Source organism: Microbacterium sp. P03, from assembly GCF_043556235.1.
In the GTDB taxonomy this organism is placed as follows: domain Bacteria; phylum Actinomycetota; class Actinomycetes; order Actinomycetales; family Microbacteriaceae; genus Microbacterium.
Window position 1 is genome coordinate 120,460 of the sequence record NZ_JBIGIM010000006.1, and the last position, 13,924, is coordinate 134,383.

Below are 13,924 nucleotides of genomic sequence, written 5' to 3' on the forward strand. Positions count from 1 at the left end.
GGCCTGCGCGTGCCCGCGCGGCGCCTTGCAGTCTAGCGGGGCGCCGCATCCGGCCGAGGGTTCTCGCGGGTGCACGCGGTAGACTGAGGAGGAGACTGAACTTCCACGAGTGCCGAAGGAGCTGCCCGTGATCCAATTCGACGTACCCGCCATCGTGCCCGCCGACCCGCAGGCGAACATCGCCGATCTGCTGGTCGAGAGGGCTGCCGCCACGCCCGATCTCGCCCTGTTCGCCGTCCCGGACGGTGCCGGCTGGCGTGACATCACCGCCGCGGCGTTCGAGCGCCAGGTGATCGCGCTCGCCAAGGGTTTCGCCGCGTCGGGTATCGAGCCCGGCGACAAGGTCGCCTTCCTCGCGCGGACGACCTACCAGTGGACCCTGGTGGACTTCGCACTGTTCTACGCGGGCGCGGTGATGGTGCCCGTCTACGAGACCAGCTCCCCCGCACAGATCCAGTGGATCCTCTCGGACTCGGGCGCGATCGCGATGATCCTCGAGAGCCCGGACCACGCGGCGAGCCTCGACGAGGTGCGCGCTGATCTTCCGCTCATCCGCACCGTGTGGGAGATGCACCGGGGAGATCTCGACAAGCTGGTCGCGAAGGGCGAGGGGGTTTCGGATGCCGAGATCGTCCGACGCCGTTCGATCGCCGATGGCGCCGACATCGCGACGCTCATCTACACGTCGGGTTCGACGGGGCGGCCCAAGGGGTGCGTGCTCACACACGCGAACTTCGTCGAGTTGTGCCGTAACTCGGCCAGGTCGCTGCATGAGGTCGTGTCGGTGCCGGGCGCGTCCACGCTGCTGTTCATCACGACGGCGCACGTCTTCGCGCGGTTCATCTCGATCCTCGACATCCACGCGGGTGTGAAGACCGGGCATCAGCCCGACACGAAGCAGCTCCTTCCGGCCCTCGGATCCTTCAAGCCCTCCTTCCTGCTCGCCGTCCCGCGTGTGTTCGAGAAGGTGTACAACTCGGCCGAGCAGAAGGCCGAGGCGGGCGGCAAGGGGAAGATCTTCCGCGCTGCAGCCCACACCGCGATCGAGCACTCCACGCTCCAGGCAGCGGGCAAGAAGGTCCCCTTCGGCACCCGGATCAAGTTCGCCGTGTTCGACCGGCTCGTCTACAGCAAGCTGCGCGCGGCGATGGGTGGCCGGGTGGTGTACGCCGTCTCGGGTTCCGCGCCGCTCGGCGCGCGCTTGGGACACTTCTTCCACAGCCTGGGCGTCGTCATCCTCGAGGGCTACGGCCTCACCGAGACGACGGCGCCCGCCACCGTCAACCTCGCGAAGAAGTCGAAGATCGGGTCCGTCGGTCCGGTGCTGCCCGGGGTCGGTGTCCGACTCGCCGATGACGGTGAGATCGAAGTGCGCGGGATAAACGTCTTCAAGGAGTACTGGCGCAATCCTGAGGCGACCGCGGCGGCTTTCGACGGCGAATGGTTCAAGACCGGCGACATCGGATCATTCGATGACGAGGGCTTCCTGTCGATCACCGGCCGCAAGAAGGAGATCATCGTGACCGCGGCGGGCAAGAACGTCGCCCCTGCCGCGCTCGAAGACCCGATCCGAGCGAACCCGATCGTAGGTCAGGTCGTCGTCGTCGGCGACCAGAGGCCCTTCATCGCCGCGCTCGTCACGCTCGATTCCGAGATGCTTCCGACGTGGCTCGCGAACAACGGCCTGTCCGCCGACATGACGGCGACGGATGCCGCGACCCACCCCGCGGTGAAGGCCGAAGTGCAGCGGGCGATCGACATCGCGAACAAGACCGTCTCCCGTGCGGAGTCGATCCGCAAATTCGTCATCCTGCCGACGGAATGGACGGAGGCCAGCGGCCATCTGACACCGAAGATGAGCATCAAGCGCAACGTCATCATGCAGGATTTCGCGGCCGACGTCGAGGAGCTGTACGACGTTCCCGTGAACACCACGAACGTGTCGCTCAAGTAGGAGTGATGAAGAAGGCCCTGCACCTCGGTGCGGGGCCTTCCTCATCGACACCCGGAACCCGCCGTCGCGGATCAGAACCAGTCGGACTCGCGCACTTCGCGCATCGCCACACGCCGCGTCTCGGCGGGCAGCCGGTCCAGATACAGCCTGCCGTCGAGATGATCGGTCTCGTGCTGCAGCGCCTGCGCCAGCAGACCGTCGCCCTCGAGTACGACCTCCCGGCCGTCCAGGTCGATGCCCACCACTTTCGCGTGCGGGTGCCGAAGCGCCTCGTGCCAGAGCCCCGGCACCGACAGGCACCCCTCGCTCACAGGTTCGGGCTCGCCCGAGACCTCGACCAGGACCGGGTTGATGACATAGCCGATATCGCCGTCGATGTTGTAGCTGAACACCCGTTGGCCGACCCCGATCTGGGGCGCGGCGACGCCGGCCCTCCCAGGGAGCTCCACGGTGTCGAGGAGGTCCTGCACCAGGGCACGCACCCCGTCGTCGATCTCGACGACGGGCGCGCTGGTCGCGCGCAGGACGGGGTCGCCGAAGATCCTGATGGGTCGGACAGCCATCGTTCGCCTACGCCGCCGATGCGAGGGCCCGCAGGCCCTCCACCACCGCGGCGGCCAGTCGCCGCGCGGCCAGCCGCGTCGCGGGCTGCAGGTTGCTGAAGGTGATCGCGCTGCCGGCGGCGATCAGAGGGTCGTACGGCATGCGGACGACAGTCCGGACGCGGGTGCGGAAGTGCGTCTCCAGCTCTTCCTGACGCACGAGAGGTGTGCCGGGACGAGAGGTGTTCAGCACGACCACGGCATTGCGGACCTGGTCTTGATACCCGTTGGTCTCCAGCCACGTGAGCGTTTCCGAGGCCAGGCGCGCCTCGTCGACGCTCAGCCCGGCGACGACCACGATCGCGTCCGCAGCCTCGAGGGTCGCCCCCATGACGGAGTGGACGATGCCCGTTCCGGTGTCGGTGAGCACGATCGAGTAGTAGTGCGCGGCGATCGTCGCGACATCCTGGTAATCGCGATCGCTCAACGCTTCCGAGACACGCGGGTCGGAATCCGAGGCGAGCACGTCGAGTCGTGTGGCGTCACGCGCCACGACCGACGAGACGTCTTTATATCCGCTGACGTTGTCACGGATGCGCACCAGATCGCGAACGGTCTTGCCGTTGGAGTTCGCGATGCGCTCGGCGAGCGTTCCCCGGTCGGGGTTCGCGTCGATCGCGATCACGCGGTCGTCGCGGGCATCGGCGAGGGCCATCCCGAGCAGCGTGGTGATCGTCGTCTTGCCGACGCCCCCCTTGCGCGAGAGCACCGGAACGAATCGCGCGTTGCCGTCGAGCGGCAAACCGATGAGACGATCGAGTTCTTTGCGACTGCGGGCCCTCTTCCCGTCACCGAGATTGATCCGGCGACCCGAGATCGAGTAGACGAAGTGTCGCCACCGGCCCTCAGGCTCGGGCCGCACGATCTGGGAAGGGTCCAGCAGGCGGTCGGCTGTCAGGAGGTCCGATGATTCGCGGTCGGGCTCGAACTCGCCGACCCGCTTGGACGCGAGGGTCACCTCGTGGCGTGTCTGGACCCGCTCGACAGCATGAGCGCGGTCCGTACGGTCGACAGTGGACTCCGGATGCTGCGCCCCGCGTCGCGTCGTCGGAACCGATCCCGTCGTCGGGGGCGTCGCGGCCTTCGACGGCAGGGCGGGCCCGGTGGTCGGGTTCGGCTCCGGCGCGCGGTCCGCGTGCGTCACGTCGTCCTCCTGGTCGTGCCCGTCGACCCCCGACGGCGGCACCGGGGCATCGTCGTCGTCATGCCCCGCTGTCACACCGTATCCTGCCGGAGCGACGATGGGGGTGGCATCCGGGACCGCGTCCCCCGTGCTGTCATCCCCGGATCCAGGGAGAGCGAAGGCACCCGACTCATTCCTCCCGCGCCCGTCGAGTTCGATCACGACTGCACCGGCGAACGGCTCGTCCCTGCTGGGGCTCCCCTCAGCGCGGGCCGTCGACCCGACGTCGGTGGTGTCGAGGGCTGCCCCCGACGCGCCCGAGGCGCCCTCGTCGGCGAACTCGGATCCGAACTCCGGCGCGACGACGTCGGCGATCAGGTCGGCACTCGTCTCGCGATCGTCCTCGGTGGCGATCCCGGGCCGGCCGGTGTCTCCGGTTTCCGGCTCATCGATCTCGGCTTCGACGGTCTCGATCTCGGGCGGGTGCGCCCGCGCATGCCGGGTGAATTCCACGGGTGCGGTGTTCGGGGCGACGTCGCCCGCTGCGGAGGGAAGCGAGAGCGAGGCCGGGTCGAACCCCGCGGGTTCGACCTCATCGTCGATGACATCGTCGTCATCCTCGAGTTCGTCCTCCGAGGACGGAGGAAGGACGACGCTGAGCTGCTCGGTGACTCCCCCGACGATGCCGATGCTCGTCGTCTCGAGGCTCCCGGAATCGCCGAGGACTCCGTTTTCCAGGTCGTCTTCCGGCGTACGGTCGTTGCGGTCAGGGGCCATTGCACATCTCCAAAACGGGGGCAGGCTTCGGGTCGCCCACCCCTCAGGCTAATGCGCGGGGCGGACGACGACCAAAAGGTCACCTGCGTCGACCTGCTGCGTGGCCGCGATCGCGATCCGCTCCACGACGCCGTCGACCGACGAAGTGATGGCCGCCTCCATCTTCATCGCCTCGATCGATGCCACCGGTTCACCCGCTGTCACGGTGTCTCCGACGGCGGCCTTGATCGTGACGACGCCGGAGAACGGCGCGGCGACCTGCCCGGGTTTGGTGGTGTCCGCCTTCTCCGCCTGGCGGGATTCGACCTGGATGCTGCGGTCGCGCGCGAACACGGGCCGCAGCTGCCCGTTCAGCGTCGTCATGACCGTCCGCATGCCTTTGTCGTCGGCTTCGCCGATCGCCTCCAGCCCCACGTAGAGCTGCACGCCCCGTTCGATCTCGACGATGTGCTCGCCCCCCGGAGTGAGTCCGTAGAGGTAATCCGCCGTGTCCAGGACGCTGAGATCACCGAACAGCTCCCGCACCTGCTCGAAGGAGCGGGCGGGCGCGGGGAAGAGCAAGGCGTTCAGCGTGGCGCGGCGAGACGCGGCATCCCCTTCCAGCCCCTCCTCCTCTTTCGCGGTAAGCGGTTTCACGTCGATATTCACCTGGCGCCCGGCCAGTACCTTCGTGCGGAACGGCTCGGGCCATCCGCCCGGAAGATCGCCCAGCTCGCCCGCCATGAACCCCACGACCGAGTCGGGTATGTCGTACTTCTGCGGGTTCTGCTCGAAGTCCGCGGGGTCGGCCTTGACCGCCGCCAGATGCAGCGCGAGGTCGCCGACCACCTTCGAGGACGGTGTCACCTTGGGAACGCGACCCAGGATGCTGTTGGCAGCGGCGTACATGTCCTCGATGAGCTCGAAGTCCTCCGACAGCCCCAGCGCGATCGCCTGCTGACGAAGGTTGGAGAGCTGGCCGCCCGGAATCTCGTGGCGGTAGACGCGGCCGGTGGGGCCGGGCAATCCCGACTCGAACGGGCGGTAGATGTGGCGGACGGCTTCCCAGTAGGGCTCGAGGTCCGACACCGCGTCCAGATCCAGCCCGGTGTCGCGCTCGGTGTGCGCCAACGCTGCGACCAGCGAAGAAAGAGACGGCTGGCTCGTCGTGCCCGACAGCGGAGCGGCGGCGGCGTCCACGGCATCCGCGCCCGCGGCGCTCGCGGCGAGGAGCGTCGCGAGCTGCCCGCCCGCGGTGTCGTGCGTGTGCACGTGTACGGGGAGGTCGAAGCGATCGCGGAGGGCCTGGACGAGCCGCGAGGCCGCGGCGGGACGCAGCAGGCCGGCCATGTCCTTGATGGCCAGGATGTGGGCCCCCGCGTCGACGATCTTCTCGGCGAGAGCCAGGTAGTAGTCGAGCGTGTACAGATCCTCGGCCGGGTTGAGCAGATCGCCGGTGTAGCAGAGGGCGACTTCGGCGACCGCGGTATCGGTCGCGAGCACGGCGTCGATCGCGGGGCGCATCTGCGACACGTCATTGAGCGCGTCGAAGATGCGGAAGATGTCGACCCCGCTGGACGCGGCCTCGCGCACGAAGGCGTCGGTCACCGCCGTCGGATACGGGGTGTAGCCGACGGTGTTCCGCCCGCGCAGCAGCATCTGGATCGCGACGTTCGGCAGCGCGGCCTGCAGTCGATCGAGTCGTTCCCACGGATCTTCGCCGAGGAAGCGGAGTGCCACGTCGTACGTGGCACCGCCCCATGCCTCGACCGACAGCAGCTGCGGCGTCATGCGGGCGACGTACGGTGCGACGGCAACCAGATCCTTCGTGCGCACGCGGGTCGCGAGAAGGGACTGGTGCGCGTCGCGGAAGGTCGTCTCGGTGACGGCGAGAGCAGTCTGCGCGCGAAGGTCTGCCGCGAAGCCCGCCGGCCCGAGCGCTCGAAGCTTCTGCCTCGACCCATCGGGAGCCGGGGCCAGAAGGTCGAGTGCCGGAAGCTTGACCCGCGGATCGATGTGCAGCGGATTCTCGCCGTTCGGCTTGTTGACGGTCACGTCGACCAGCCAGTTCAGCATCTTCGTGCCGCGGTCCTTGGACTCGGGACCGCGCAACAACTGGGGACGCTCATCGATGAACGACGTGCTCAGGTCGCCCGCGACGAAATCCGCGTCGTCGAGGACGGCCTGGAGGAATCGGATGTTCGTCGAGACGCCGCGGATGCGGAACTCCGCGAGCGCCCGACGTGCGCGACTGACCGCAGCAGGGAAGTCGCGCGCACGACACGTGAGCTTGGCGAGCATCGAATCGAAGTGCGGGCTGACCTGCGAGCCTGCTGCCGTCGTGCCGCCGTCGAGACGGATGCCGGCGCCTCCCGGCGAGCGGTACGTCGTGATCTTCCCGGTATCGGGGCGGAAGCCCTGCGTCGGGTCCTCTGTCGTGATCCGGCACTGCAGGGCTGCGCCGCGGAGCCTGATCTCTCCCTGCGTCAAGCCGAGATCGGCGAGCGTCTCCCCTGCAGCGATGCGCATCTGGGACTGGACCAGATCGACGTCGGTCACCTCCTCGGTGACCGTGTGCTCCACCTGGATGCGGGGGTTCATCTCGATGAAGACGACCTCGCCGGTGCGGGGGCCGGAGGTCTCGAGCAGGAACTCCACCGTTCCGGCGTTCTGGTAGCCGATCGACTCGGCGAAGGCGATCGCGTACCGGTGCAGGGAGTCGCGCACCGCGGTGTCGAGGTTCGGCGCGGGCGCGATCTCGATCACCTTCTGGTGACGACGCTGCACCGAGCAGTCGCGCTCGAACAGGTGCACGGTGGCTCCGGTGGCGTCGGCGAGGATCTGCACTTCGATGTGCCGCGGCCGCAGCACTGCCTGCTCGAGGAACATCCGCGGGTCGCCGAACGCACTGTCGGCCTCGCGCATCGCCTCCGCGAGCGCGGGTGCGAGCTCGCCGGCCGACTCGACACGGCGCATCCCGCGCCCGCCGCCCCCGGCGACCGCCTTGGCGAAGAGCGGGAAGCCGATGTCGTTCGCCTGACCGACCAATTCATCGATATCGGACGACGCCTCGGTCGACCGCAGCACCGGAACGCCCGCGCTGATGGCGTGATGCTTGGCCGTCACCTTGTTGCCTGCCATCTCGAGCACGGTCGAGGGCGGGCCGATGAAGGTGATGCCCTCGGCCGCGGCCTTCTCCGCCAGTTCCGGGTTCTCCGAGAGGAATCCGTATCCCGGGTAGATCGCGTCGGCACCGGCCTCTTTGGCCACGCGGACGATCGCCTCGACGTCGAGGTAGGCGCGCACCGGGTGGCCGCGTTCGCCGATCTCGTAGGCCTCGTCGGCCTTCAGCCGGTGCAGCGAGTTGCGGTCCTCATACGGGAAGACCGCGACGGTGCGGGCCCCCAGCTCGAACGCGGCGCGGAACGCGCGGATCGCGATCTCTCCGCGGTTTGCAACAAGGATCTTGCGGAACATGCGCACCTCATCGGGGAAGCCGAACGACGGGCAAAGTGTGATCACAGCCTAGGGGACGGTAACGTAGACGCTTGTGCACGTACTCTCCGTCAGCTCACTCAAGGGCGGGGTCGGCAAGACGACTGTGACTCTGGGGCTCGCCTCCGCGGCATTCGCGCGAGGTGTCCGCACCCTCGTCGTCGACCTCGACCCCCAGTCCGACGTCTCGACGGGCATGGACATCCAGGTGGCCGGGCGACTCAATGTCGCCGACGTGCTCGCCAACCCCAAGGAGAAGGTCGTCCGTCAGGCCATCACCTCCAGCGGTTGGGCGAAGGTCCACCCCGGCACGATCGACGTCATGATCGGCAGCCCGTCCGCCATCAACTTCGACGGACCTCATCCTTCTGTCCGCGACGTGTGGAAGCTCGAGGAGGCCCTCGCGACGATCGAGTCCGACTACGACCTCGTTCTGATCGACTGCGCGCCTTCGCTGAACGCCCTCACCCGTACCGCGTGGGCGGCCAGCGACCGTGTGATCGTCGTCACCGAGCCGGGGCTGTTCTCGGTCGCCGCGGCCGACCGGGCTCTCCGTGCGATCGAAGAGATCCGGCGGGGCCTCTCGCCTCGGCTGCAGCCGCTGGGCATCGTCGTCAACCGGGTCAGGCCGCAGTCGATCGAACACCAGTTCCGCATCAAGGAACTGCGCGACATGTTCGGTCCTCTGGTGCTCGCGCCTCAGCTGCCCGAGCGCACGTCGCTCCAGCAGGCGCAGGGGGCGGCGAAGCCGCTGCACATCTGGCCCGGCGATTCCGCGCAGGAGCTGGCCGCCGATTTCGATGCCCTCCTGGACCGCGTGCTCCGCACAGGACGCATCCCGGTGCCGGGCGAAGCACGCTCCTGATCGAACGACGAAGAGCGGATGCCTCGAGGCATCCGCTCTTCTTTCGTTCTGATCAGGCGGTGCGCACGGCGCGGCGCGCGGAGAGTTCGTCGAGCACTTCGGGCGCCTGAGCGTCGAAGTCGACCAGCGTCGACTCGACCTCGCGCAGCACCTTGCCGACGGCGATGCCGAACACGCCCTGGCCGCGGCTCACGAGGTCGATGACCTCGTCGTTCGAGGTGCAGAGGTACACCGAGGCGCCGTCGCTCATCAGCGTGGTTCCCGCGAGGTCGCGGATGCCGGCAGCACGCAGCTGCTCGACGGCGGTGCGGATCTGCTGCAACGAGATCCCCGTGTCGAGAAGTCGCTTCACCAGCTTCAACACCAGGATGTCGCGGAATCCGTACAGGCGCTGCGAGCCGGATCCGCTCGCTCCGCGGACGGTGGGCTCGACGAGCTCGGTGCGTGCCCAGTAGTCCAGCTGGCGGTAGGTGATCCCCGCCGCCCGCGCAGCCACGGCTCCGCGATACCCGACTTCGTCATCCATCTGCGGAAGACCGTCGGTGAAGAGGAGGTCGGCGGCGAACGCGGAGTCGCCTGCCGTTTCGGGAGCGGTCATGCGCATCCTCCTCTGGATGGGGGTGGTTCCACGCTAGATCAGCGAAGGACAGCGGGCAATGACATCCGCCCCGGCGGGGCGGCGTGTCGCGACGGATCAGGGGATGAGCTTCTCGAGGGCCGCTCTGACGAAGATACCCCGCACTTCGTCGAGGCGCTTGGCGAGCTCGGGGGCCGTTTCATTCGCGCGGGCCCGCGACGCCGCGTCGGCCCGTCGCAGCAGCGGTGCCAGTGCCGACTCGATGAGGGCGACCTCACGCTCAGCGCTCTGGCGGACCGTGCGGATGTGCCGAGGTTCGATGCCGTGACGATCCAGTGCGACGAGAGCGCGCAGCACCGCCACGGACTGATCGGTGTAGCCGTCCCCGCCCGTCAGCACGCCCGTGCTGATCGCGTCGTTGAGCAGTTGCGGTGTCGCTCCGGCCGCCGAGAGCAGTTCTTCGCGGCGGTAGCGGCGCGGCGCGGGCACGATGGAGGGCACGGCGGTCGGCGGCGACGGCTCGCGCCCCGCGTCGACGTCTTCGAGGTGATCGCGGATGACCACGAGAGGCAGGTAGTGGTCGCGCTGCAGCGTGAGCGCGAGGCGCAGGCGATCGACGTCGGCCTGGCAGAACTTGCGGTAGCCCGACTCGGTGCGCGTCGGGGTCACGATGCCCTGCACCTCGAGGAAGCGCAGCTTGCTCGAGGTGAGTGAGGAGAATTCCGGCGTGAGCAGCGCCAGTACCTGACCGATGCTGAGCAGACCCGCGGACGAGGATCGTTCGCGGGCGTGAGCAGCCGGCATCAGGCGTCCGCGGCCTGGGGCAGATCAGCAGGTGAAACGAAGAAGTTCAGACGGAACTTGCCGATGCGCACCTCGGCGCCGTTCGCCAGACCGGCCCGGTCGACGCGCTCGCCGTCGACATACGTGCCGTTCAGCGAGCGCTGGTCCACGATTTCGAACGCCGCGCCCTCTCTGGTGATCTCGGCATGTCGCCGCGAGACGGTGACATCGTCGAAGAAGATGTCGGCTTCGGGGTGCCGGCCCACGGTGGTGACGTCGGTGTCGAGCAGGTAGCGCGCGCCCGCAGTAGGGCCGGAGCGCACGATCAGCAGTGATGACCGTGTCGGCAAGGCACCGATGGCCTCGATCTCGGCGTCACTGAGGTCGCTGCCGAACGGAACGAACGACAGATCGGAATCGTGACCGAAGGTCTGCGTCGTGTCGGTGGAGCCGTCAGCGGACCCGACATCAGCGCTGCGCCGGATCTCGTCCGGCTCGCGGTGGCGGTTGTCTTCCACGGTATGCCTCCTCTGCGACCAGACTATCCGATCGACCACGGCCCGACGGGCGCCGACAGGGTCCGGGGGAACGTCGTCGGCAATGTTTCGGTGTGTGTCACCGGCCGCGACCTGTGCGCGGCTTCGTCCTAGCCTTCGAGTATTCGAAACTACTGACTGGAGCACTCCCGTGTCGAGCCCGCACAACCACATTTCCGCCCTGACGGTGCGTGAGCGTGCGGCGTGCATGTGCATCCACGGCGAGCCGTGCTCGACCTTCGCTCCGGGCCATGCCGTACACCTCATCCAGGCCCGCCTCGCCTCGGCGACTCCGGGCGAGTGGGTGGACGCGGTGGTCGGGTCCACCCACGCCGATGGCTCGCTCACGGTGCACGCGGTCTCCGAGGGCACGCCGACCGTCGTATGGAGCGGCGCGGGCGCCGCTCGCGCCGTCGAGGTGGGCACGCCGGTCGCGCTCCACGAGCGCTATCACGTGCTCGCCGTCGGGCGCACCTGGTTCAACGTCCAACCGATCGGCTGACCGACCGGAGCGCGGGTCGTCCCGCGGGAAACAGTCGTCCGTTCAGCTGGCCATCTTCATCATCGAGTCCTTCATCGCCATGCACGCATCCATGCAGGCCTTGCACGAGTCGGCGCACATCCTGCAGACGTCGCTCTCCGCTGCGTGCTCCATGCATTCGTCCATGCACGTCTGACACATCGCGATACAGGCGTCGAGCATCGCCATCATGCTCGCGCCGGTCATCCCCTGCATCCGCAGCATCGCGCGCATCATCGTGTTGCACATGTCCGCGCAGTTCATGCACGCGGCGGCGCACGACATCATCTGCATCGAGCACACCGTGCATGCTTGTTCGCAGGCCGCGCAGGCGTCCATCGCTGCCTGCATCACCGACATGTCCATCATGTCCATCCCGGGCATCGACATCATGTCCTTCGACATCGCGTCCATCATCATCGAGTCCATCGCGCACCTCATCCTGTTCGGTCGTCCCGACGGCGGAATGGCCGCCTGGACCGCACGCTACTCCGGAACCCCTGCCACGTCACGGGCGGCAACGAACCCCCATCCAGAATTCACACCGCCGTCATACGGCACCCGCACGCAGGAACCGCCCGGATGCCGCGGCCTAGGCTGGACGGGATGGACACGTACACTCGCCGCCGCGCTCAGGCGCCCCGTCGGCTGACCGTGGTCGCAGCATCCGTGCTCGCGGCTTTCGCCCTCGTCTTCGTCGCGCCGCTCGCAGCATCGGCGCACGACGAGCTGATCGGCAGCGACCCCGCCGCGGACTCGACCGTGGAGGCGCTGCCCGCGCAGCTGACGCTGACCTTCAGCGGTCCGCTGCTGACCGACGAGGGCTCGGCCGAACTGCAGGTGACGGATACCGCGGGTACTTCGCTCCTGGACGGCGCGCCGTCCGTGCAGGACAACACCGTGACGCAGGCCCTCGCCGGGACGGCGACCGGGACCGTCACCGTGCTCTGGCGCGTCGCGTCGGGCGACGGCCATCCGATCTCCGGCCAGTTCGCCTTCACGGCCACCGGTGCACCGACCCCGGCTGCGACGGCCAGTGCGTCCGCGACGACCACACCGACCGCTGTCCCGACACCGAGTGAGGCCTCGGTCGTCCCGACCACCGCGCCCACGTCAGCCCCGGCGCCCTCCGGTGACGCCAGCCCGCTGCCGTGGATCCTGGGGGTCGTCGCCCTCCTCGTCGTGGCCGCGGTCGTCTACCTCCTCGTCTCCCGCGCCCGCCGCACACGGGACCTGTCGGCGGCCCAGCCGAAGGCCTCCCCGACCCCCTCCGGCTCCGGTTCCGACGACCCCGCCGAGCGATAGGCTGGAACCATGCCTCATTACGACGTCGTCATTCTCGGCGCGGGTCCCGGCGGTTACGTCGCGGCCGTCCGCAGCGCCCAACTCGGACTCTCGGTTGCGATCATCGAAGAGAAGTACTGGGGTGGTGTCTGCCTGAATGTCGGCTGCATCCCCTCCAAGGCGCTCCTGCGCAACGCCGACCTCGCCCACATCTTCCACGATCAGGCCGACCTGTTCGGCATCTCCGGCGAGGTGTCGTTCGACTTCGGTGTGGCGTGGGACCGCAGCCGCAAGGTGGCGGACACCCATGTCAAGGGCATCCACTTCCTGATGAAGAAGAACAAGGTGACGGAGTACGAGGGACGCGGGTCGTTCACCGGCCCGAAGGCCATCACCGTGACGAAGTCGGACGGCTCCACCGAGGACATCACGTTCGACAACGCCATCATCTCGACGGGTTCCACCGTGCGGCTTCTCCCGGGTGTGTCGCTCAGCGACAACGTCGTGACGTACGAGGAGCAGATCCTCAATCGCGAATTGCCGAAGTCGATCGTGATCGTCGGAGCGGGAGCGATCGGCATGGAGTTCGCCTTCGTTCTGGTGAACTACGGCGTCAAGGTGACGATCATCGAGTTCCTCGATCGCGCGCTTCCCAATGAGGACGCCGACGTCTCGAAGGAGATCGCCCGCCAGTACAAGAAGTACGGTGTCGACATCCTCACCTCGACCAAGGTCGAGACGGTCGTCGATTCCGGCGACAAGGTGACGGTCACCTACACGCCCAAGGACGGCGCCCAGGCGTCGATCGAGGCCGACCGCGTGCTGATGTCGATCGGGTTCGCTCCGAAGGTCGACGGATTCGGCCTCGAGAAGACCGGCGTCGAGCTCACCGACCGCGGCGCCATCGCGATCGACGACTACATGCGCACCAACGTGCCGCACATCTTCGCGATCGGAGATGTCACCGCCAAGCTGCAGCTGGCGCACGTGGCCGAAGCGCAGGGGGTGGTGGCCGCGGAGACGATCGGCAAGGCCGAGACCATGACCCTCGGCGACTACCGGATGATGCCGCGCGCCACATTCTGCTCCCCGCAGATCGCCTCCTTCGGACTCACCGAGCAGCAGGCGCGCGACGCCGGTTACGACGTCAAGGTCGCGAAGTTCCCGTTCAGCGCGAACGGCAAAGCGAACGGCCTCGGCGAGCCCATCGGCTTCGTCAAGCTGATCGCCGACGCCGAGCACCTCGAGCTGATCGGCGGCCACCTGATCGGCCCCGACGTGTCGGAACTGCTCCCCGAGTTGACCCTGGCCCAGAAGTGGGACCTCACGGCGCTCGAGACCGCGCGCAACGTGCACACGCACCCGACGCTGTCCGAGGCCGTGCAGGAGGCCTTCCACGGCCTCGCCGGTCACATGATCAACCTCTGAG

General features: G+C 68.0%; 12 protein-coding genes. 5 read left to right on the plus strand and 7 right to left on the minus strand.

The genetic code is table 11. The features are described from left to right. Positions 1–127 precede the first annotated feature (127 nt). A complete protein-coding gene (locus ACFXOO_RS14855; protein WP_378840266.1) occupies positions 128–1,954 on the plus strand; it encodes an AMP-dependent synthetase/ligase in 1,827 nt (608 codons plus the stop codon). Positions 1,955–2,025: 71 nt separating this feature from the next. On the opposite strand, the gene def is transcribed toward ACFXOO_RS14855, so the two are convergent. Genes def through ACFXOO_RS14870 form a run of 3 tightly spaced genes read right to left on the minus strand, consistent with a single transcriptional unit; the run spans position 2,026 to position 7,912 of the window. Continuing rightward, entirely contained in the window at positions 2,026–2,517 is a 492-nt protein-coding gene (def, locus tag ACFXOO_RS14860) for a peptide deformylase (RefSeq protein WP_378840269.1), read from the minus strand. Between the two features lie 7 nt (positions 2,518–2,524). Further along, positions 2,525–4,456, minus strand: a complete 1,932-nt coding sequence (locus tag ACFXOO_RS14865; RefSeq protein ID WP_394563973.1) for an AAA family ATPase — start codon at positions 4,454–4,456, stop codon at positions 2,525–2,527. Between the two features lie 48 nt (positions 4,457–4,504). Then, positions 4,505–7,912, minus strand: coding sequence for a pyruvate carboxylase (locus ACFXOO_RS14870; RefSeq protein WP_378840274.1), 3,408 nt, complete (start codon positions 7,910–7,912; stop codon positions 4,505–4,507). A gap of 73 nt (positions 7,913–7,985) precedes the next feature. On the opposite strand from ACFXOO_RS14870, the gene ACFXOO_RS14875 reads away from it, so the two are divergent. After that, the gene (locus tag ACFXOO_RS14875) at positions 7,986–8,795 is read left to right on the plus strand and encodes a ParA family protein (RefSeq protein ID WP_378840276.1); all 810 of its coding nucleotides are present in this window, start codon (positions 7,986–7,988) and stop codon (positions 8,793–8,795) included. A 52-nt stretch (positions 8,796–8,847) separates the two neighbouring features. Here the strand turns inward: ACFXOO_RS14875 and ACFXOO_RS14880 are convergent, their stop codons facing one another. The 3 genes from ACFXOO_RS14880 to ACFXOO_RS14890 form a co-directional block, all read right to left on the minus strand. After that, positions 8,848–9,393, minus strand: coding sequence for a MerR family transcriptional regulator (locus ACFXOO_RS14880; RefSeq protein WP_378840279.1), 546 nt, complete (start codon positions 9,391–9,393; stop codon positions 8,848–8,850). 96 nt (positions 9,394–9,489) lie between these two features. Beyond that, positions 9,490–10,176 (minus strand): MerR family transcriptional regulator, encoded by a 687-nt coding sequence (locus tag ACFXOO_RS14885; protein ID WP_378840282.1) that lies wholly within the window; start codon positions 10,174–10,176, stop codon positions 9,490–9,492. Then, complete coding sequence (locus tag ACFXOO_RS14890) at positions 10,176–10,673, minus strand: FHA domain-containing protein (protein WP_378840286.1); 498 nt, start codon at positions 10,671–10,673, stop codon at positions 10,176–10,178. Before ACFXOO_RS14890 ends, ACFXOO_RS14885 begins: the two co-directional genes overlap by 1 nt. Positions 10,674–10,899: 226 nt before the next feature. Between ACFXOO_RS14890 and ACFXOO_RS14895 the strand changes: the two genes are divergently transcribed. Next, on the plus strand, positions 10,900–11,193 hold the full coding sequence (locus ACFXOO_RS14895; protein WP_378840288.1) for a hypothetical protein: 294 nt from the start codon (positions 10,900–10,902) through the stop codon (positions 11,191–11,193). Between the two features lie 42 nt (positions 11,194–11,235). Here ACFXOO_RS14895 and ACFXOO_RS14900 read toward each other — a convergent pair whose 3' ends face one another. Next, positions 11,236–11,640: a hypothetical protein gene (locus tag ACFXOO_RS14900; protein WP_378840291.1), complete on the minus strand. Its 405-nt coding sequence runs from the start codon at positions 11,638–11,640 to the stop codon at positions 11,236–11,238. A 177-nt stretch (positions 11,641–11,817) separates the two neighbouring features. Between ACFXOO_RS14900 and ACFXOO_RS14905 the strand changes: the two genes are divergently transcribed. Together ACFXOO_RS14905 and lpdA are read left to right on the plus strand one after the other, a co-directional pair. Then, complete coding sequence (locus tag ACFXOO_RS14905) at positions 11,818–12,516, plus strand: copper resistance protein CopC (RefSeq protein ID WP_394563974.1); 699 nt, start codon at positions 11,818–11,820, stop codon at positions 12,514–12,516. Positions 12,517–12,525: 9 nt separating this feature from the next. Then, positions 12,526–13,923: a dihydrolipoyl dehydrogenase gene (gene lpdA, locus ACFXOO_RS14910; RefSeq protein ID WP_378840296.1), complete on the plus strand. Its 1,398-nt coding sequence runs from the start codon at positions 12,526–12,528 to the stop codon at positions 13,921–13,923. Position 13,924: the final 1 nt, after the last annotated feature.